The following is a 20,465-nucleotide window of genomic DNA, read 5'->3' on the forward strand; positions in this document are numbered from 1 at the left end:
CTGAAAGGGGCTTGTATTCTTGACACTGGGTAGAATTGAATACATAGACGATATTCGCAGTATCTGGACAAATGAAGCCAGAGATTTTACCCCTTGGCTAGCCAACAACATTGATGCGCTGGGCGAGGAATTGGGTATTGAAATTGAGTTGATTTCCACAGAGCAATCAGTTGGGCCGTTTTCATTAGATATTCTAGCGAAAGATGTTGGAAATGGTTCATTAATTGCGGTAGAGAATCAACTAGAGTCAACAGACCACTCGCATCTCGGTCAGTTATTAACGTATGCTTCAGGATTAGACGCAAAGATCATGATTTGGATCGCCGAGGAAATTCGTGAAGAACATCGTAAGGCGATTGACTGGCTGAATGAAGTTACAAATGATGATGTTCAGTTCTTCGCTGTGGAGATACAAGTTATAACCATAGGCGACTCAACTCCTGCTCCTCTTTTCAAGGTAAAGGCATCTCCAAATGAGTGGTCGAAATCTCGTAGAGTTAAAACAACTGGAACACCTTCGACGAGTGCGCGAAGCGGTAAGCAACAGTATTATCATGATTTCTACACTAAACTGCTTGAACGATTGCATAAGGAGAGTCCGTCGTTCACCACTGCTCGTAAAGTTGGTTATGACAGTTGGTACGGATTCGGCGTAGGTAGAACTGGATTTGCGCTCAACTTGGCATTTCGTAGTGGGAATCGTTTTTCGTGTGAGTTGTACATCGATTGTGGTGATAAAGAAACCAACGAGGGTTATTTTGATGCGATTGAACGTGACAAGGACACGATTGAATCAAAACTTGGTGCGTTGGAGTGGGAGCGGTTAGATGGTAAGAGAGCATGTCGTATTGTTAAGTATGAGAAATATGGGAATGACGACGCGATGGTTGAATGGGGAATACGCACTGTCATGGAGTTTCGTGACGTGTTCCAACCGTACGTTAAGAAAATGTAGTTGAGGTTGCGGGTGGGTGTTTTTGGGTGTCCATGACAGAGACAAGAGGTAGCATTACTATCTCTTACTGACACCAAAATCTTACCCGTTAAACATTTGAAATGGGGTTATGCGGTGTTTGAAAAAATAGTATCTATATTCAAGAAACCAAATAAGGTAATTAACCAAGCAAGTCCACGAAACACACGAGCATCCCAGTCACGCAGAACAGTTGACCCAACGCACATTGGCGATCTTGGAGAATACAAAATCGATGTACAACTTCGCCAGTTTTCCAATGAGTACAGGTACTTGAGTGATCTTCTGCTCGTCTACCCACGCTCAAAGACAGGTTATTCGCAAGTTGACCATCTTCTAATTACGCCATATGCCCTCTTTGTCATCGAGACAAAAAACTACCAAGGCTATGTTCGCGGTAAGCGTGAAGATAGAAATTGGAGAGTAAATGGTAAGTACAACATGTACAATCCAGTCCAACAAAATCGTACGCACATCAACGCATTGAAGCGTGTCCTCAAGGAATATAAGGATATCAGATTTGTCTCGGTCATTTCCTTCACGAAGCGGTGTGACTTGCGTTATCTGGAACCAGATTTGAGGGAAGTAGAGTCTGATGAATTTGTTGTATATGATGTTAAGCTCACTGAGTACATAAAGCGCACATTGGCAATGCTAAAGCGTGATTATACAGATCCACCACTAGCCGACTCGGATATCAAACGCATTTTTGAGTTACTCATTGGTAGCAACATTACAGACCCGAAGATCAGGATTGAACACAATCAAAAGGCAGAGGAAGTTAAGGTTACTAATAAACGGGAATGACTGTAGGATATACGCGGCGAGAGTAATGACCTTGGATACATACAGATTGGGGAAGAGTAATGACAATGGGAAAGGGAAAAGTAGTTTTTCTATTGGGATTATCAATAATTTCTTTAGGATTCATGGGTGCGTTTGGAGGTTACGTGTTGTTTCAATTTCAACAAAAGGAATCTACCAAGCTGCCCTCAAATACCAAGGCAAATTCACAGTTAAGCGAAGTACCAACCAAGTCGAAAACAACGATTCAAGAAGTCCATTCTGGGAATTCCGTGTCAAACTCGAAGTCAACTAATGAAAATTCGGGTCAAACTTCAAACAAAGCCAATGGATCATCGGTTACACAAGAAATAGGAAAAGCAAACACGGTCAATAACGGGACAACACAGTCAAGATCATCAACAGTCACGGATAGGGCAGATCAAGCTTCCAAAATGTCAGGGACAGTGATATCCCCACAAATAAGTCAAGAAGCAAGCCAAAGTGTGAAAGCTCTAAACCTGATATTAATAGATGTGAATTACGAAACTGCTACAAATAATCAGGGTAACGGATTGCAATATGACGGACAGAAGCTAGCGCTTTTGAAAGAGGAAGTTCAGGGGTGGTCTGTCAATAGTTACGCAGATAGCAAGGTAAAGTCCGACATGCTGTCAGCAATTTCGTACTTGAGTAAATCAATTAGCGTAGAGGCTAAAGAGTTTCAATCCGCGCCTAATGTTAGTCTGTCGAATGAATCCCAGAATGATTTATCTGCTTCAGCAAACGAATTGAACAAGGTACTTGCAGATTTATCAACTTCGTAACAGAACAGATATGCCTTTCCAGGTTTTTTATAGTATGAGAAATCTTTATGTATTAAGCTTACGTATTCCATTGAGCGCAGGTTGGTAATGCTAAGCGTAACAACACCGAACCACGGGTGTCAGAAACCAAACGGATCTTGAGTTAGTAGGTAGTAGCATTACTGACCCAGAGATAAGCTTGAACACAATCAAAAAGACAATAAAGCAAAAGTACGGAACTGAGGCGTACCAATATGGATGGTTGGTTTAACAAGTTTATGGGCTTAGAGATTGAGTACAAACAACTTTGGAACTATAATTGCTCTGTAGCAACAAATTTTAAGACTAAGACCGACAAATACCGTGAGATTGGGCATGGTCTGAACGGGTTTCAAAACAAGTTTATCCACGTCCTGAATCCGTCACTCCATTGAAGTGGCATGGGGACGTGGAAACATGGATGCCATTCGCAAGGTCTTTGGCTACACTGTAAGCGCGTCAAAGACAAAACCGACTAACTCGGAGTTCATTGCCATGATCGCCGATAAGCTGAGGATGGAACACAAGGTCGTGTAAAAAACGATTGGTGACAAAGTCGATTAGACGTAGTGACGTCAAACCGACTTTGTCATCCACTTTAACTTGATGCGTTTTTGTCGCACTCTCAACCAAACAGAGGCCAGTGCCAGCACTGTGCATGCCCCGAACCATATCCATATGGTGTCGTCCAAATAGACGATACCGATGAAGACCGACCACGCCATAGCCATCGAAAAGCATATCAGGCTTACCCACCACTTCCAGAAAACAATTACAGCTCCGCATAACGTCAGGATCGAAATGATACATTCCGCAGCCCCTGCGGCCTCCAACTGTGGAATTTGATTTGCCACACCTACCTCCGCGACTTCTATGGCGCTGATGCCTGTATAGATGGTAACGAGGGCGGCCGCTAGGCAGATCAGTATCCGCATTTATTCAACCTCCTTCAAAGTGCAGTGTTAAATGAAAGTCTGCAATAGGACGATAGTCTTTTGCGGCTTTCATGATGAGGGACTTGTCCTATTCTATGAGTCGGTCTTCGTGGTTCATACCACTTCGCTTCGACTTCGTGCCATTGCTATAATGGTGAAGTGGGTACAAGTACATGAATGAAGAGAGGTTAGTCAACATGGGTGCTCCGGCTACACTTGACGGGTGGTACGTTTATCACGAATTCCGTACGGTGAATTGGAATAAATGGAATAGTTTAAACACAGCTGGTCAGCAGAGTATATTGCGTGAGTGGTCGTTGTTTGCGGACAGTCAAAGGGCGATTCAGGATGCTCGTAAGGGAAGTTATGGTCAATTTATCATCTCAGGCCACAAAGCGGACATCATGCTCATATTGATGCGTCCCACCATTGTGGAATTGAACGCCTTAAAGTCAAAGATGGCCAAGACCCAGCTGTTTGATGTCACGTCTTCTGTATACTCTTACATATCGGTGGTTGAGCTGGGCGGGTACATGGCCAAGCCTGGTATTGACGTAAGTCAAGATGAGAACTTGCAGGCACGCCTTAAACCAGTGATGCCATCTCACAGTCACGTATGTTTTTACCCTATGAACAAAAGGCGTCAGGGTGAGGACAACTGGTACATGCAGACTGCCGAGTCTCGGAGAGAATTCATGAAGGCACATGGAATGATCGGTAGGCAGTTCGCAGGGATTGTAAAGCAGATTATCACTGGGTCGGTTGGTCTCGATGATTGGGAATGGGGAGTGACACTTTTTTCGGACGATCCGCTACAGTTTAAAAAACTCGTTTATGAAATGCGATTTGACGAGTCGAGTGCCCGGTTTGCAGAGTTTGGTCCGTTTTATGTAGGCCATCAAGTCGACAACACAGGACTTGCAGAATGGTTTGGTGCATGAGGAGACCAGAGAGCCTATCTGTTATCATGAATGATTTAAACGTGCGGAGAACGCACGTTTTTTTGTGTGGCGAGATGTCATGTCGATGTACGAATGTACAACCATGCTAAGATTTACTAACAGGAATTCTCCACTTCTCCTAGAATCCCACCTAAAGACCCAGTTAATTACCATTTAGAACGAGGGTTGGAAAGTAGATAGGACAGATTCTAGAATCGGGAGAGTGTAGATATTGATGAAAAATTGGGCTGTTTCCGTCGGAGGATTGTTACTGGCCTCAGCACCACTCACAATCATGACAAATCCAGTACAAGCTGCAACGGAGCGTTTCGTGGAAACACAACACGGTTGGGTCGGATATCATCAGGAACCCAATTTAAAAAGTGTGGAAACGGGTCGATTGCAGGAAGGAGACAAAGCTCAACTCATCAATAAAGTGAATAGCTGGTGGTACGAGATCAGTGTAAATGGAAAAGTTGCGTACATAACGACCAATGCCAAGTACACGAACGTAGTGAGCGCAGCGGCGACACAAGGAGGACAATCCGCCACCTCGAACCCAACCGCAACGAACTCCGCGGGTGGAACTGAACTTACATCCGGATCGGGCACCAGTGGCAGTTCTATATCGTCTTCGTCATCTGGATCCTATGTTGTAACGAACCACGGATGGGTTTCTTACTACAGTTCTCCCGGTTCCTCCAGTCCCATCACAGGACGGCTACAGTTAGGAGACAAAGCGCAGTTAATCAGCCAGATCAATGCATATTGGTACGAGATCTCTGTTAATGGAGAAACTGAGTACATTACAACCAGCAAGCAATACGTACATCTCACCACAGGAAGTGGTAGCGCGAGTACGCCTGGTGTAAGCGAGCCTACAAGCCCTGCTTCTGGGAACTGGAAAGTGCAAGCCGACGCTGTGATACAGGCAGCAGAGACACAGTTAAACGTTCCCTATTTGTGGGGACATCAAGAACCGGGAATTGGCTTTGATTGTAGTAACTTCGTTGAATGGGCTTACCATCAAGGTATTGGCGTGTCGTTCTCGACATCTTCACAATATCAACGGGACCACGTTGGTACACCAGTGGCACTGAGTGATATTCGCGAAGGAGATCTGTTGTTTTTTAAAACTAAGAACAACCCAACAGGTGGCGGCCACGTCGGGATTTACATAGGAGATGGACAAGTCATTCAGGAAGGTGGCGGACGTGCGAAGGTAACAATCGAATCTCTAAGTGGGACATGGTTTGGTCCGGGTTTAGTGTTTGCCCGCCGGGTCATTCAATAGTACAATGTCTCCACTTCTTGTTACGAGGCAAATTTCCTGGTGAATGATAACCTGTCGATAAACGAATAGGCAAAGGTAGACAGCGACGGATCATCATCCGCCGCTGTCTATTGAGGTTTCCCAGGAAAAAGCATGTCGTGCTCGCGCAGTCGGTAAAGAGAGTCGCCGTTCGCCCTTAACCAACTTTTGTACTTGTCAAATCCAGGCATCATTTCCGACACCAAGTGCCAGAATTTTGGACTGTGGTTCATCTCTTTAAGGTGCGCCAGTTCGTGAACCACGACATATGTTTGAACTTCATAAGGCGCCTGAATGAGCCGCCAGTTGAGATTGATGTTTCCCGCGCTCGAACAACTTCCCCAGCGTTTCGCCTGTTCCTTAATAACAATTCGATGAGGTGTGCAGCCGTATTTAGATGCCAGACGATCCACTGTCACTCGCAATTTTGTCCGCGCCTCTTGACGTAAAAATGTATAAACCTTGGCGTGCACTTCGGTTGGTGTGGTGTGAGAGTTAAGGCATATTTGTTGTCGATGATCGACCACTCTAACGTAGGGGTCCTCACTTTTATTTGATGATTCATCCAAGGAAATTTCGCAAAGTTCTCCCAAAAACAGAACGGAGTCACCAATCTGAAGTGGGCGCTGAATGAGCTCCAGCGCTTTCGACAATTGATCCAACACCCAGTCTCCGTGCTTGTGGATAACCTGTTCGATTACTCCGGTAGAGATGTGTCGAGGTGCACTCACTTGAAGAGTTTTTCCATTCATCCGAAGGATGACTCGGACTTGTCGCGGAGATGGCGGAACACGCTCGTACCAAATCGAGGATTCTCCGACTTCCACTCGTTTCACGTTTACTCGATCCCTTCAGCCTCGCAAACATCTTTGTCCCATATCAGGACATGCCTTCACCCATTGTATCGAAAATGGCATAACTGTGCCCTTCAAAGACAAACTACAGTCAGACGTACATGAAACGGAGATGACGAAATGAAGGTGAAGCAACTTTGCGCCACCCTACTCGTGAGTGTTCTGTTGGTTGGATGCGGGAATTCTGATTATGATTCTAAACGGCAGAGTGCCATTGTTGAGCAAATGCTTCCGACTGCAATAGCGGACCCGCCTGCAGAAGTCGATTTACCAGCATTTCGGATGAGCAATCCACATGTGTTCGTAAATACACGTTCAGACGGGATAACGGAGATCTATTCGGCTGAACGTGGGCAATGGAACGGAAAAATCGTGAATGTTTACTACGTTCCGCCGGCTGACGTCAAGATGGATGAAGGCCAGTACGCGTTGCATTCTGTCTACCCACTCCAAAGGATTGCAACTACCCCAATCAAGAGAGACCTAACTTGGTCGGCTACTTGGAACACGAAAGGTCATCAGTTGCCGCACGTTTTTTACATCCTTGCGAGAACGAATGTTGGGCAGGTAACCATAGAGCAAGTCACGTGGAACAATAACAAGCTTTACGTGACGGGGGCTGAAAGCTCGTTAATGTAGCAACATGGCTTTCATCTCAACGTAGAAGGACACAATCGTCACCCTGGACTGGCCGCAGGAATGCGTCCGGTACACTGAATTGTATCACGGGTTCTGTGGGGGCAGTTTATCCCATACCATGTCAAAAATGAGTCCCCCAACAAAAGCGGTGAGAATGGAGATAGCAGCACGAACGATCGTGTATCGGATACCTAAAAAAGGTACTTCCGCGGGTAGTCGCGGGATAGAGACCAGCTGCCAAGACGTCATGAATGCGAATACGGCACCTGGAGTTGCGTCGGCTGCCAGAAGCCCAGCAGCAAGTGGGTAAACTGCCCATCTCGATCCTGTTCCGAACACCCCGAGTACTGCGGCTAACAAAATGCCCGCAACGCCTGTGTCGCGACCAAATAGGTGAGCGACCATTTTGGGTTGAATGATCTGGGACAAAAGTCCCGCAGCAAACATGGAGACAACAATCCATGGGAGAGCCTGCCAGAACATCTCAAAGGTTGATTCGAGACCTGCCGCGGCAATCGTGGGGCGCCACAATGCAGCGACACAATATCCTAGTACAGTTGCCCCGCTGAGATAGACGATTACTTTATCCATTTACCCCACCCCGGTCTCTCTACGAAACGGTCGTCCGCAAGGCGCTTATAACCGATGACCATGTTTTGTGATCCGACAGTTGCAGCGACCAGATAGAGACACCTGCCAGACCGTTGTCATTGACAAGTTGCAGCGTGTCAGCAAACGTTTGCGACGTCGGGTACCAGACTTCCATATAGCCATCTGGCTTTTCGTAGCGCGCATACATTAAATCCAGAGTCGCGTTCCAGCTTCCCGTGGCTTGATGGGATTGCAAGATGCCGTCCACTTGTCCGTCGCTGTCGTTCTCACTCGTGACATGGCCGTTTTTGTGGACATACCAGAACCTTGTATAGAATGGCATGCCCAGCACGAGCTTATTGGTGGGGACACCTGTGTCCAACAAGTCGAACACCGATTGTTTGACCCACGGTAAATCAGCAACCGGACCTGGGTCTTGATCTCCGCCCCAATGTTCGTCGTAGGCCATTAAGACGACATGATCGGCGGCGTCCGCCAAGGCTGCATGAAAAAACGCCTCGTTATCGTGAAGAGGGACGATGTCCGGTGCAATATCAACAGAGACATCGATATGGAGCGGGGATAGCTTGCCGTGTAGTTCAGTCACAAAAGCAGTGTACTGGTCTCGATCGGCCGCCATGACATTTTCGAAGTCCAGATTGATGCCATCCAAATGATAGAATTTTGCTTTGTACACGAGTTCATCAATCATATTCGTACGAGCCTTGTCGTTCTGCAGCACTTCATGGGTCAGTTTGGCGTCGAATTGGTGGTTGTCTACGAGAACCCAAACTTTGATGTGATGGGCGTGGGCGTAATCGATCACGCTCGGCAGGATATTGCCTGAAATGTTTCCAGAAGCATCGTTTAAGCTCAACCACACTGGACTCGCAACATTGATTCCTGGGTTGTCCTGGAGCATTTGAATGCATGCCTGGGACGATTTAGATGGCAGCCAGCCCATGGCAATTTTATTTGTGTTTGCAGCCCATGTCGTGATGGAGCGGAACAGGGAGGATTCTGTTTGGTTTTTATCTGCCACTTGGGTCGATGTCTCAGGCAACTGGTTCGTCAGCATTGTGAGTGGATCGGCAAGGGGTACGTGGAGTGCATTCAGGGTGGTGCCGAAGATGGACGGTGACGAATGGTTGGGACTTTTCACGTAATTCGTCGTTCCTACGAGTTCACTTAACTCCACGTCCGCCAGTTGGGACGCTTCAAAGGTTGCGAGACGATGCACGTGAGCTTGTCCAAACATCAAGACGGCGGCACCGAAACAGCCAATGCCGAGCATCATGAGCGCGACGGTTGCTGCGACGAATTGGGTGATAGCGTGGCGAAGTTTAAGGGGGTCCATTCCGGTCAGCGCTCCTTCTTCACATAGACTTTGTTGATAGTCTATGAGGGAACTGACCGGGTTAGAAGACTAATATACTGAGTGAAGTTACTTTGTACTATCGTGCTCGGAAGGTTGTTCATTTGCTTGCCAAACGGAGTTTCCGTCGACATAGACTTCCTTTTTCCAAATGGTAACTTCTTTTTTCAGGCGTTCGATAAGCGTCCGTGCAGCTTCAAAGGCAGCGTTCCGGTGTGGGCTTGAAGCGCCGCAGATGACAGCGATGTCTTTGGGTTCCAGTCGTCCAATCCGGTGCCACTGGATGGTTGTGACACCTGGGTGATCATTCTCTACTTCCGATTGAATCTGCTTCATTTGTAGCTCGGCCATCGAGACGTATGCCTCGTAAGATAGATGACTCGTCTGGCGCCCTCGAGTCCACTCGCGGACCGTGCCAACGAAGATCACGGTGCCACCGTGATTGATATCCTCCAGATAGCGATACGCTTCATCGACGGACAGCGGGTCTTCACTCAGACGCAACGAACCTTCTTTGTGGTTCGGCGTTTCACCACCGCCTACAGGGGGGATGAGTGCGATCTCGTCCGTTTCAGCCAATTTCTCGCTCGGAGCAATAATCGTTTGGTTCCGAGCGACCATGACATTGGTAAGGGATGATGCCAAAGCAGGATATGTACTCTTGATGTGGTCGATCAACTGGCCAGCGAGTATGTCACCGTCGAGATCGAGCACCATTTCGTCTGAACCAAAAACTTCTCGTAGGTTAGCGAAAAGCCGCACACGTAGTTGCAAGAAAAGTCACCTCGTGACACAGTATGGATGGATGATGGAAGCATCACTTGAACCAGGGAGGTCAAAGCAATGTCAACTGAACAGCATTTTACACATTTCACAGAAGACGGGCGTCCCGTCATGGTCAATGTAACAGGTAAGGACACGACCAAGCGAACTGCCATAGCAGAGACCACCGTTAAAATGAAAGCTACCACTCGCGAATCTATTGTACAACAGGCGATTAAGAAGGGCGATGTCCTGGCCGTCGCGCAACTCGCCGGAATCATGGCTGCGAAGAAGACTTCAGAACTGATACCCCTGTGTCATCACGTCCCTCTTCATCATGTCTCTTTAACACTCACGTTTCAATCGCAAGAAGAAGGTAGCGATATATCCCGTTTACATATTGAATGCCATGTGGAGACGTCCTATCAAACCGGGGTTGAAATGGAAGCTCTCACGGCGTGCAGTGTAGCTGCCTTGACGGTTTACGATATGTGTAAGGCTATTGATCGTGGAATGGAAATTACAGACACACGCCTCGTTTATAAAGCAGGCGGGAAAAGTGGCGTATTTCAGGCAATTTCGACTTAATGCAATGGCCTTGGCAAGATAAAAATAAGCGTATATCATGGGTGTCGGGACGCAGAGCGTTTCGGCGCAACAGCCTATGAAAGCGCTTGCGTATTCCGTTCATAAAACGTTCACTATCCATGTTTACTTTGCTCACATGCAGGCTATCGTTCTTTTTATTTTTCTCGTACAGTTTCAGGGACTTCAATTTGAACTGGTTGCACATAGGGGGATTCGTCATGGAGATCTTTTCATACCTGGGTAAATATGATTATGAACAATTGGTGTTTTGCCACGATGAGGCCTCTGGCTTAAAGGCCATCATTGCAATTCACGATACAACGCTGGGGCCGGCACTGGGTGGATGCCGTATGTGGACGTATGCGCGGGAAGACGATGCCATCTTGGACGCACTCCGTCTTGCGCGCGGCATGACGTACAAAGCTGCGGTGGCCGGGCTGAACCTTGGGGGCGGCAAAACGGTCATCATGGGTAATCCCAAGACAGACAAAAGCGAAGCGCTGTTCCGTTCTTTAGGAAGATACATTCAGAGCCTAAATGGCCGTTACATCACAGCCGAGGACGTCGGTACGAACGTACACGATATGGATATGATTCACACGGAGACCGATTACGTCACCGGCATTTCCCAGGCATACGGATCGAGCGGCAATCCATCTCCTATGACAGCCTTTGGCGTGTTTCGTGGAATGCAGGCCACGGCGAAGGCGGCCTTTGGCAGTGATGATCTCGCCGGCAAACGCGTTGCCATTCAGGGACTCGGCAGCGTTGGGATGCAACTGGCTCGTCACGTGGTCGACGCGGGGGGACAACTCATCGTCGCCGACATCAACGATGACTCCGTGCGCTATGCAGTTGAGGAGTTAGGCGCAAAGGCAGTGAGTGTCAAAGAGATTTTTGAAGTAGATTGCGACATTTTTGCCCCCTGTGCGCTTGGGGCCGTGATCAACGATGAGACAGTGGATCGTCTTCGGTGTAAAGCTGTTGCAGGCTCAGCGAACAATCAGTTAGCTGAAGACAGGCACGGGGACTTGCTTCATGGACGCGGTATCGCATACGCCCCAGACTATGTCATCAACGCCGGTGGCCTGATGAATGTCGCGGACGAACTAGAAGGGTACAATGTTGAGCGGGCCAGAGCGAAAGTAAACGGCATTTATTCCATTATCGGCAATATTTTCGACGTCTCCCGGGAAAAGAATCTCCCGAGTTATCTCGCTGCTGATCACATCGCCGAACAGCGCATAGCTCAGATGCAAAGCGTACGCAGCAACTATTTGTTGCATGAGAAGTCACTGCATCGGTAAATGACACAAGGTGGCTTGTCGCAAGCCACCTTACTTTGTTCTTATGCAAAGTCTCTTGTACAATACTGGTGGGGTCACCGCATCCGCGTGGGCATGCCCAATTTTACTTTTAGGATGATGTGTGGATGACAGAGTCAAAGTTGCAAGCGAAGCAAGCTGAGAAAGCGCGGATTATGCAGGAGCAAAAAATGTCCCGTCCAGAGTGGTTGAAGATCACGGCCAAGACAGGGACAAATTATAAAACTCTCAAAGATATTATGCGTACACAGTCGTTACATACGGTTTGTGAGGAAGCACAGTGCCCGAACATTTTTGAATGTTGGGAGCAACGGACGGCGACCTTTATGATCCTGGGGGACATCTGTACGCGAGCATGTCGGTTCTGTGCCGTGAATACGGGACGCCCCACGGAGCTTGATCTCCGGGAACCGAAGCGTGTAGCCGATGCCGTAGTCGCCATGGATCTTCAGCACGTCGTCGTGACGAGCGTCGCGCGCGACGATTTGGCCGATGGGGGTGCCTCTGTTTTCGCGGCCACCATTCGCGAAATTCGCAAACGCGTGCCAAACTGCGGCGTGGAAGTTTTAATACCAGATTTCGCGGGGAACTGGGACGCACTAAAAGTTGTCATGGACGCGTCTCCGGATATTCTCAACCATAACGTGGAGACCGTACGTCGTTTGTCGGATCGGGTTAGATCTCGGGCGAAGTATGACCGCACCCTCGAACTCCTGCGTCGCGCGAAAGAGATGCGTCCGGACGTGCGGACTAAGTCCAGTATCATGGTCGGACTTGGAGAGAGTGTGGAAGAAGTCCTCGAGACCATGGATGACCTGAGAGCGGTGAACGTGGATATCCTAACCGTTGGCCAATATTTGCAACCGTCGGAAAAGCATTTGCTCGTTGAAAAATTCTATACACCTACGGAGTTCCTCAAAATGCGGGGTGAAGGTTTGAGCCGTGGCTTCGCACATGTCGAGTCCGGTCCCATGGTTCGAAGCTCGTACCACGCACATGAGCAGGTACTGCGAGCTGACGGAACACCGTTGCAGTCGCTGTCCGACGCGGAGCGCGCCACCTACCTTCAAGACGCCGCAACGGCCTCCGTTGAACACGCGTAAGGGGGGCAAATCATGGGGACTGCCATCGAATTTGTCGATCTCGGCCGCATGGATTACGATGATGCGCTGACCAAACAGCTGGACCGCGCGTCAGCACTCCTTCGAGAAGAAGATGACCGCCAGACTGTCTTTTTTGTTGAGCATCCTCGGACTATCACGATTGGTCGAAATGGAACAACGGATAATATTGTTGTGAGCGAATCATTTCTCGCTGAGCGAGGGTTTACTGTGCGCGAGGTCGATAGGGGGGGCGACGTCACCTATCACGGACCTGGCCAATTGGTCGTTTACCCCATACTGCACTTAAACCCGTGGGATAATGATGTAAAAGCGTATGTTCGCAATCTGGAGGAAAGTGTTATCCGTGCGCTAGAACCGGTTGGCATTACTGCGACGCGTCTCGGTGAATACCCTGGTGTATGGGTGAAGGATGCCAAGATTTGCGCTGTCGGTGCGCGGGTTAAAAAGCGCCAAAGCGGAGAATTTGTCACGTATCACGGAATCGCACTGAATGTGAATACGAATTTGTCTGATTTTCAGACAATCGTACCATGTGGCATCCAAGACAAGGGCGTGACATCCGTTGAACAGGAGCTCGGTGAGCCCGGCCAAATGAGCGATTGGAAAGAACGGCTCAAGACAGCGTTCCTTGACGTGTTTCAGTCGTTCGCTAGTCATCCTGATGAATGAACGAGGAGGGCACACTGAATTGGTGTGCCCCTCTAGTGTAGGGGGAACGAGAAGGCATGGAGAACCACTCAGCGAAGGATGCGTGGGAGCAGGCCGTTGCGACAAGCCTAGGTAAGCAGCCGGAACGCAAGGAGTCTTTTGTCAACGCTTCTTATATGGGTATCAATCGGCTTTATACGCCGCATGATTCCATTTCATTGCAAGACTATGACGAACAAATTGGTTATCCGGGTGAGTACCCGTTTACGCGAGGTATTCAGCCGACGATGTATCGTGGCCGGTTTTGGACAATGCGGCAATATGCTGGGTTTGGAACTGCGCAAGCTACAAACGAGCGGTTTCGCTACCTGCTTGAACAAGGGCAAACAGGACTGTCCGTCGCGTTCGATCTCCCGACGCAAATTGGATACGACGCCGACCATCTATTTGCTCAAGGTGAAGTCGGAAAGGTCGGCGTCTCTATTTCGTCTCTCGAAGATATGCGCACATTGTTCAACGACATTCGATTGGACCAAGTGAGTACTTCCATGACGATTAACGCCCCTGCGTCTGTCTTGTTAGCCATGTATTTAGTCGTTGCCGAAGAACAAGGCGTCGCATGGGATCGCGTTCGCGGCACGATTCAGAATGACATTTTGAAAGAGTATGTTGCACGGGGAACGTATATTTACCCGCCACGTGCATCGATGAGAATCATCACGGACATTTTCGCCTTTTGTAAAGCTGAGGTGCCCAAGTGGAACACGATTTCCATCAGCGGCTATCATATTCGTGAAGCTGGTTCAACGGCTGTCCAGGAAATCGCCTTCACGCTCGCGAATGCCATCGCGTACGTCGATGCGGCCGTACAAAAGGGTCTGAATGTGGATGATTTTGCGCCACGCCTTTCATTCTTCTTCAACGCACACAACAACTTTTTCGAAGAAGTTGCAAAGTTTCGTGCGGCGCGGAGAATGTGGGCGAGAATTATGAAGGATCGGTTTGGAGCGAAAAACCCGAAATCCCAGCAATTGCGGTTTCACACGCAGACGGGAGGCAGTACACTCACGGCGCAACAACCGGATAACAATATTGTCCGCGTCACCATGCAAGCGCTCGCAGCGGTGCTCGGTGGTACGCAGAGTTTGCATACAAACAGCCGCGATGAGGCCCTTGCATTGCCAACGGAAGAGTCCGCACGCATTGCTTTGCGCACTCAGCAGATCATTGCCCACGAGAGCGGTGTGGCAGATACCATCGATCCGCTCGGGGGCAGTTACTATGTGGAATCACTGACGGACGAGATCGAGCGACGGGCATGGCAGTACATCGATAAGGTCGATGAACTTGGCGGTGCAGTCGATGCCATCGAACAGGGCTACATGCAGCGTGAAATCCATCAAGCGGCGTATCAGACGCAGCAAGCCATTGAACGTGGTGACGAAATCGTCGTTGGGGTCAATCGGTACCGCAGTGAGGAGGAGGAAGAGCCGGAATTGCTCCGGGTGGATCCCTCCATTGCGAAAGACCAAGCAGAGCGACTTGCGGCGTGGAGAGCGTCGAGGTCGCAGGCTGACTGTGACGCAGCGCTTGCTGAACTGCGGCAGGCGGCGACAGGCGACACCAACCTGATGCCGCTTATCGTGAAGGCAGTTAGGGCGCACGCGACGACGGGAGAAATCTGTGACGCAATGCGCGCGGAGTTCGGCGAGTATCGCGCACAGGTGTTCTAAGGAGGTACAATCGATGGAGCATCCGATTCGTGTATTGATTGCGAAACCTGGACTGGATGGACATGACAGGGGAGCACTTGTGGTCGCACAAGGTCTCCGAGATGAGGGAATGGAGGTCATCTACACCGGTTTGCGGCAGACACCTGCACAAATTGTCGCGACAGCGATTGAGGAAGACGTCGCCTGTGTAGGCCTGTCCAGTTTGTCTGGCGCACACATGACGCTCTTCCCAGAGGTCGTTCGCGGTTTGCGCGAAGCTGGGGCGGAAGACATTTTACTCATTGGTGGCGGTGTCATTCCCCAGGCGGATATCAACGAACTAAAGCAGAATGGTGTTGCCGAGATTTTTACACCCGGTTCGACCGTCAAGGACATGGCGGCCTACATTCGCGCCCACGTCAAGCTGAGCGACTTGGCGGATGCGGGCAATGAAGATGTTGACGCGCTCGATCACGTCGGGATCGCAGTCCATAACCTGGAAGAGTCAATCCAATTGTACGAGCGTGCATTCGGGTTAAAACTGGAGCGGATCGAGACGGTTCAGGATCAGGGCGTGCAAGTTGCCTTTCTGTCCGCAGGCAGCACTCATCTTGAACTTTTATCGCCTTTGAACGAAGATAGTTCCGTTGCCAAGTTCTTAGACAAGCGTGGCCCTGGCCTTCATCATCTTGCGTTTGCGGTACGTGATATTCACGCTGCCTTGGCGAGTGCAAAGGCGAAGGGACTTCGACTCATCGACGAATCGCCACGCCAAGGTGCCGGTGGGAAACAAGTTGCCTTTTTGCACCCAAAGTCTACTGGCGGGGTTTTAACGGAATACTGCCAACGTCTCTCTGAAGAAGGTGTCGAACATGAATGAGAATCCCATTTACCAGTTGCAAGACAGGCGTCGGAAAGTGGAACTGGGCGGCGGGGATAAGCGAATTCTTGCGCAGCACGACAAGGGTAAGGGAACGGCCCGGGAGCGAATTGATCAATTGCTCGATCCCGGTAGCTTTCGCGAACTCGGAACGTTCGCTGCCACGCGGAGCAAATATCCGGGGCTGGATCAGGTCGATGCACCTGGAGAGGGCGTGGTCACTGGATACGGAACGGTTGACGGTCGTACTGTGTTCGTCTTTGCACAGGATTTTACGGTATACGGCGGTGCACTTGGTGAAGTACACGCTGAGAAAATTGCGAACGTGATGGACCACGCTGCGAAAACCGGTGCGCCTGTCATCGGCCTGTGCGACTCGGGTGGTGCCCGGATTCAGGAGGGCGTCGTGTCCCTGGATGGCTACGGTCACGTTTTTTATCGAAATGCCGTGTACTCCGGTGTTGTGCCCCAAATTTCCGTGATCATGGGACCGTGCGCAGGTGGGGCTGTATATTCACCGGCACTGACCGACTTCGTCGTCATGGTTGAAGGGACAAGTCAGATGTTCATCACTGGACCGAAGGTCATTCAAACGGTTACGGGTGAAGTGATCGGGTCTGAGGCGCTCGGTGGAGCACGAGTTCAGCAAGCTAAGAGTGGCGTTGCTCATTTCACGGCTGCTTCGGAAGAGGAAGCGTTACAGCAAGTTCGTAAATTGCTTGAATACATTCCGTCATCGAGCCGGGAACGTCCACCGGTTCGTTCATTTTCTGGCGAGCTCCTGCCGGATGATCGGCTGCGAGAGGTCGTGCCACAGGATGGAACAAAGGTGTACGACGTCAAAGACGTCATTGCCCTGCTCGTCGATGAAGATAGTTTTTTCGAAGTTCAACCATTGTTTGCCCGCAACGCAGTCGTTGGCTTTGGTCGCTTGGCTGGAGAGGTCATCGGTATCGTCGCAAACCAGCCCAAATTCATGGCGGGTGGACTCGATATTGACTCGTCGGACAAAATAGCCCGCTTTATTCGTTTTTGTGACGCATTCAACATTCCGCTTCTTACACTTGAGGACGTCACTGGCTTTATCCCTGGTGTTAAGCAGGAACACGGCGGCATTATTCGCCACGGCGCCAAGATTCTATACGCGTACGCGGAAGCTACGGTGCCGAAAATCACCGTAATCCTGCGCAAGGCGTACGGAGGTGCCTATGTGGCCATGAACAGCAGAGCCATTGGTGCAGACATGGTCTTCGCGTGGCCAAGCTCGGAAATTGCGGTGATGGGTCCGGAGGGTGCGGCAAGCATCATTTACCATAAAGAGATCTCCAGCAGCGATGATCCAGCTGCTGCGTTGCAAGAGAAAATCCAAGCATATCGCGAAGAGGTGGCAACGCCGTACGTGGCTGCCGGAGCTGGCATGGTCGACGACGTGATCGATCCGCGCGATACCCGAGTGAAACTCGCCGAAGTGTTTAAAATGCTACAGAACAAGCAGGAAGAACGCCCGATGCGCAAACATGGGAATATTCCGCTCTAGGAGGTTTGGGCATGGACATCAATGAAGTTCGTGAACTGTTTCTATCTCTTGTACAAATCGACAGCCACTCTTTAGAAGAGGGGAAGATGGCCGAGCGTCTCCGGAATGAGGTCATCGCCCTAGGGTTTCATGTTCAGGCTGACAATGCAGGTGCCACTCTGGGCGGTCAGACGGGAAATCTTATCGCCACCCTTGCAGGCCAAGCTAATTTACCGAAGGTATTGCTCGCTGCACACATGGATACGGTCCGTCCCGGTACCGGAGTGAAACCGCGCGTCGATGAGAACGGGGTTGTGTGGAGCGACGGAACAACGGTGTTGGGAGCGGATGATAAAGCGGGTGTCACGGCAATCTTGACGGCCCTCAAGGAAATTACACAGAGCGGGTTGCCGCATGGACAAATTCAAGTTTTATTTACCATCGCGGAAGAGATTGGTCTCCAGGGTGCGAAACAGTTAAAAGCAGATCAGTTGGATGCTGAGTTTGGGTTGTCTCTTGATTCAGGAGGGGACTTGGGCACCATCGCAATTGCCGGGCCGGGCCAGGTAAAGTTTGAGGCCACAGTGACAGGTGTTAGGGCGCACGCCGGCGTGGCACCGGAAAAAGGGATAAGTGCAATTAAAGTGGCCGCACATGCCGTGGCAGCGATGCCGCACGGACGCATTGATGAAGAGACAACTGTCAATATTGGCAGTTTTGTGGGCGAGGGGCCAACCAACGTCGTCGCGGACAGGGTGACCATAATTGGCGAGGCACGCAGTCGAAACCCTGAGAAGATGGCGGACATGGTTCGGCAAGTGGAAAACGCCTTTACGAATGCAGCGAATGAAGCTGGGGCAGGTGTCGAGTTCCGGCACCAAGTCATGTACGAGGGGTTTGAATTTCCCAGCGACGCCCCTTTGCGAAAACGAATCGAGAAATCACTAGAGCAGGCTGGATTTGTTCCGAATCCGGTCAAAGTGGGCGGCGGCAGTGACGCAAATGTCATTCAATCCCTCGGTATCCCTATTCTGAATATCGGTCTGGGTTACGAGGATATTCATTCGACAAACGAGCATATCAAAATCGAGAATATCGTGAGCGCTGCCAGAGTGGCTGTTCAATTCTGTATGCTGCCTCATGATTGAACAAATAGGAAAAGCTGTATATCGCATACGACTTATAAGAATAATACCTCCTGAACTGATTTCAGGGGGTATTTTTTATGCAAAAAGCGCGGCAACAACACACCACACCTCGACAAAAGACGATGGCGACGCATGTGCCTGAAGAGGCGAAGGGGACGATGTCGACAGGTAGCTCGTCTTAGTTGGAATCGGTGGAATCATTGGCGCAGGTTTTTTTCTCGGTGCAGGTTCTCCCATCCGTACAGCAGGGCCGAGTGTGCTCCTCGCCTTTCTCATCGGCGGGCTCATTACGTCCCAGGTAATTGGTGCATTAAATACAGTTGCGCTTGATCATCCTGTCGAAGGCGCGTTTAAAGTCTATGCAGATATGTATACAGGCCGCTTTTTAGGCTACATGCAAGGATGGACGTACTATCTCACGAGCATTCTGACCATCTCGAGTGAGGCAGTAGCGTCTGCTATTTTTGTCCGTGTTTGGCTTCCCTCCGTACCTGTCTGGGTTTTTTCCTCCAGTTTCGCCGCACTGATTCTGCTCATTAACTGTTTCGGTGTAAAGAATTTTGGCATGGTCGAGTCCTTCATGAGCGTCGTGAAAATCGCGGCATTAATAGGGTTTATTGTCGTTGTAGCGCTGATGATATTCGGCGTTCATCCACATACGGTTGGTTCGGTTGGATTCACTACCTCAAGTGGGGGTCACGGGTTCTTTCCACATGGAGTGGGTGGCCTGTTTCAGTCGATGCTGATTGTCATTTTCGCTTATGCAGGAATTGGTGTGTTTGCTACGGCGGCCATTGAATTGAAACATCCAAGGAAACTCGATGTCGGCGGCATGGCGACAAGCCTGGGGTTAACCGTTCTCTACATCCTCGCCATCGGCAGCCTGCTGCTCGTTCTGCCGTGGAGCCAAGCGAGCACGCAAATCAGCCCGTTTGTTCAAGCACTGCAGCATGCACATATGAGGACCCTTGCGGATATCCTCAATGGCGTAATTTTGATAGCTGCGTTCAGTGTTATGGCTGGTGCGGTTTTCTCCTCGTGTCAGATTCTTGCAAGTCTTGGACACAGTGGAGAAGCACCCAGGTTTTCAACACGAACGAGTAAGAGGCGGGAAATTCCCTACGGTGCGCTTGTTTTTACTGCCATTGGACTCGCCATCTTTATCGGCCTATCGTACATTTTGCCTTCAACCGTGTATAATTTCCTCGTGAGTGCTTCCAGTTTCTTTACATTCTTTAACTGGTTTATTATGCTGACAACGTTTCTCGTTTGGCGTCGCAAGAATCGAAACAAGCACATATCGTGGCTGGCTTTTGGTCATCCCGTATCGACGTATCTGACCATGGCAGCGATTGTCTTTCTGGCCTTTTATGCCTTAACAGACAGGGTGGATCGCCTTGGCTTTTATGTCTGCGTTGGTATGGCGATAGTCATCACCGCTTGCTATTTCTTTACTCGTAAGTTCAAAACGTCTCCGGCCGCAACCAATGCCCTGACGGACAAGGAGTGAGCAC

Annotated in this window: 20 protein-coding genes and 1 pseudogene; 16 read left to right on the forward strand and 5 right to left on the reverse strand. The window is 49.8% G+C overall.

From position 1 onward, the window contains the following. Positions 1 to 19: 19 nt before the first annotated feature. The 4 genes and pseudogenes from NZD86_RS11400 to NZD86_RS11415 form a co-directional block, all read left to right on the forward strand. Complete coding sequence (locus NZD86_RS11400) at positions 20 to 955, forward strand: DUF4268 domain-containing protein (RefSeq protein WP_268046679.1); 936 nt, start codon at positions 20 to 22, stop codon at positions 953 to 955. A gap of 114 nt (positions 956 to 1,069) precedes the next feature. After that, a complete protein-coding gene (locus tag NZD86_RS11405; RefSeq protein ID WP_268046680.1) occupies positions 1,070 to 1,780 on the forward strand; it encodes a nuclease-related domain-containing protein in 711 nt (236 codons plus the stop codon). Between the two features lie 65 nt (positions 1,781 to 1,845). Then, positions 1,846 to 2,583 carry a hypothetical protein gene (locus tag NZD86_RS11410; protein WP_268046682.1) on the forward strand — a complete coding sequence of 246 codons (738 nt, stop codon included), beginning with the start codon at positions 1,846 to 1,848 and terminating at the stop codon, positions 2,581 to 2,583. 396 nt (positions 2,584 to 2,979) lie between these two features. Then, positions 2,980 to 3,138, forward strand: a pseudogene (locus NZD86_RS11415) (sporulation initiation factor Spo0A C-terminal domain-containing protein); the annotation flags it as partial. 38 nt (positions 3,139 to 3,176) lie between these two features. Here NZD86_RS11415 and NZD86_RS11420 read toward each other — a convergent pair. Continuing rightward, positions 3,177 to 3,536, reverse strand: a complete 360-nt coding sequence (locus NZD86_RS11420; RefSeq protein WP_268046684.1) for a hypothetical protein — start codon at positions 3,534 to 3,536, stop codon at positions 3,177 to 3,179. 197 nt (positions 3,537 to 3,733) lie between these two features. Between NZD86_RS11420 and hemQ the strand changes: the two genes are divergently transcribed. Both hemQ and NZD86_RS11430 read left to right on the forward strand, forming a co-directional pair. Next, positions 3,734 to 4,477 (forward strand): hydrogen peroxide-dependent heme synthase, encoded by a 744-nt coding sequence (gene hemQ, locus NZD86_RS11425; RefSeq protein WP_268046850.1) that lies wholly within the window; start codon positions 3,734 to 3,736, stop codon positions 4,475 to 4,477. 235 nt (positions 4,478 to 4,712) lie between these two features. Next, a complete protein-coding gene (locus NZD86_RS11430) occupies positions 4,713 to 5,771 on the forward strand; it encodes a C40 family peptidase (RefSeq protein WP_268046851.1) in 1,059 nt (352 codons plus the stop codon). Between the two features lie 107 nt (positions 5,772 to 5,878). On the opposite strand, the gene NZD86_RS11435 is transcribed toward NZD86_RS11430, so the two are convergent. Continuing rightward, the gene (locus NZD86_RS11435; protein ID WP_268046686.1) at positions 5,879 to 6,625 is read right to left on the reverse strand and encodes a M48 family metallopeptidase; all 747 of its coding nucleotides are present in this window, start codon (positions 6,623 to 6,625) and stop codon (positions 5,879 to 5,881) included. A 138-nt stretch (positions 6,626 to 6,763) separates the two neighbouring features. On the opposite strand from NZD86_RS11435, the gene NZD86_RS11440 reads away from it, so the two are divergent. Continuing rightward, the gene (locus NZD86_RS11440; RefSeq protein WP_268046687.1) at positions 6,764 to 7,282 is read left to right on the forward strand and encodes a hypothetical protein; all 519 of its coding nucleotides are present in this window, start codon (positions 6,764 to 6,766) and stop codon (positions 7,280 to 7,282) included. 84 nt (positions 7,283 to 7,366) lie between these two features. On the opposite strand, the gene NZD86_RS11445 is transcribed toward NZD86_RS11440, so the two are convergent. The 3 genes from NZD86_RS11445 to NZD86_RS11455 all read right to left on the reverse strand — a co-directional run bounded on the left by NZD86_RS11445 (position 7,367) and on the right by NZD86_RS11455 (position 10,022). Further along, the gene (locus NZD86_RS11445; RefSeq protein WP_268046688.1) at positions 7,367 to 7,873 is read right to left on the reverse strand and encodes a permease; all 507 of its coding nucleotides are present in this window, start codon (positions 7,871 to 7,873) and stop codon (positions 7,367 to 7,369) included. 19 nt (positions 7,874 to 7,892) lie between these two features. Beyond that, positions 7,893 to 9,230, reverse strand: coding sequence for a glycosyl hydrolase family 18 protein (locus tag NZD86_RS11450; protein WP_268046689.1), 1,338 nt, complete (start codon positions 9,228 to 9,230; stop codon positions 7,893 to 7,895). Between the two features lie 87 nt (positions 9,231 to 9,317). Then, positions 9,318 to 10,022: a molybdenum cofactor biosynthesis protein gene (locus NZD86_RS11455; protein WP_268046690.1), complete on the reverse strand. Its 705-nt coding sequence runs from the start codon at positions 10,020 to 10,022 to the stop codon at positions 9,318 to 9,320. A gap of 69 nt (positions 10,023 to 10,091) precedes the next feature. Between NZD86_RS11455 and moaC the strand changes: the two genes are divergently transcribed. The 9 genes from moaC to NZD86_RS11500 all read left to right on the forward strand — a co-directional run bounded on the left by moaC (position 10,092) and on the right by NZD86_RS11500 (position 20,461). Then, positions 10,092 to 10,598 carry a cyclic pyranopterin monophosphate synthase MoaC gene (moaC, locus tag NZD86_RS11460; protein ID WP_268046692.1) on the forward strand — a complete coding sequence of 169 codons (507 nt, stop codon included), beginning with the start codon at positions 10,092 to 10,094 and terminating at the stop codon, positions 10,596 to 10,598. Positions 10,599 to 10,816: 218 nt separating this feature from the next. Further along, positions 10,817 to 11,905, forward strand: a complete 1,089-nt coding sequence (locus NZD86_RS11465; RefSeq protein WP_268046693.1) for a Leu/Phe/Val dehydrogenase — start codon at positions 10,817 to 10,819, stop codon at positions 11,903 to 11,905. Positions 11,906 to 12,030: 125 nt separating this feature from the next. Next, positions 12,031 to 13,026: a lipoyl synthase gene (lipA, locus tag NZD86_RS11470; protein WP_268046694.1), complete on the forward strand. Its 996-nt coding sequence runs from the start codon at positions 12,031 to 12,033 to the stop codon at positions 13,024 to 13,026. A 12-nt stretch (positions 13,027 to 13,038) separates the two neighbouring features. Continuing rightward, positions 13,039 to 13,716, forward strand: coding sequence for a lipoyl(octanoyl) transferase LipB (gene lipB / locus NZD86_RS11475; protein WP_268046695.1), 678 nt, complete (start codon positions 13,039 to 13,041; stop codon positions 13,714 to 13,716). A 56-nt stretch (positions 13,717 to 13,772) separates the two neighbouring features. Continuing rightward, on the forward strand, positions 13,773 to 15,428 hold the full coding sequence (locus NZD86_RS11480) for an acyl-CoA mutase large subunit family protein (protein WP_268046696.1): 1,656 nt from the start codon (positions 13,773 to 13,775) through the stop codon (positions 15,426 to 15,428). A gap of 13 nt (positions 15,429 to 15,441) precedes the next feature. Further along, positions 15,442 to 16,287 (forward strand): methylmalonyl-CoA epimerase, encoded by an 846-nt coding sequence (gene mce, locus NZD86_RS11485; RefSeq protein WP_268046697.1) that lies wholly within the window; start codon positions 15,442 to 15,444, stop codon positions 16,285 to 16,287. Further along, the gene (locus NZD86_RS11490) at positions 16,280 to 17,824 is read left to right on the forward strand and encodes an acyl-CoA carboxylase subunit beta (protein ID WP_268046698.1); all 1,545 of its coding nucleotides are present in this window, start codon (positions 16,280 to 16,282) and stop codon (positions 17,822 to 17,824) included. The genes mce and NZD86_RS11490 overlap by 8 nt, the downstream gene beginning before the upstream one ends. An 11-nt stretch (positions 17,825 to 17,835) precedes the next feature. Next, complete coding sequence (locus NZD86_RS11495) at positions 17,836 to 18,951, forward strand: M20/M25/M40 family metallo-hydrolase (protein ID WP_268046699.1); 1,116 nt, start codon at positions 17,836 to 17,838, stop codon at positions 18,949 to 18,951. A gap of 235 nt (positions 18,952 to 19,186) precedes the next feature. Continuing rightward, positions 19,187 to 20,461, forward strand: a complete 1,275-nt coding sequence (locus NZD86_RS11500) for an amino acid permease (protein WP_326492665.1) — start codon at positions 19,187 to 19,189, stop codon at positions 20,459 to 20,461. Positions 20,462 to 20,465: the final 4 nt, after the last annotated feature.

Origin of the sequence: Alicyclobacillus dauci (genome assembly GCF_026651605.1) — a bacterium.
GTDB lineage: Bacteria > Bacillota > Bacilli > Alicyclobacillales > Alicyclobacillaceae > Alicyclobacillus > Alicyclobacillus dauci.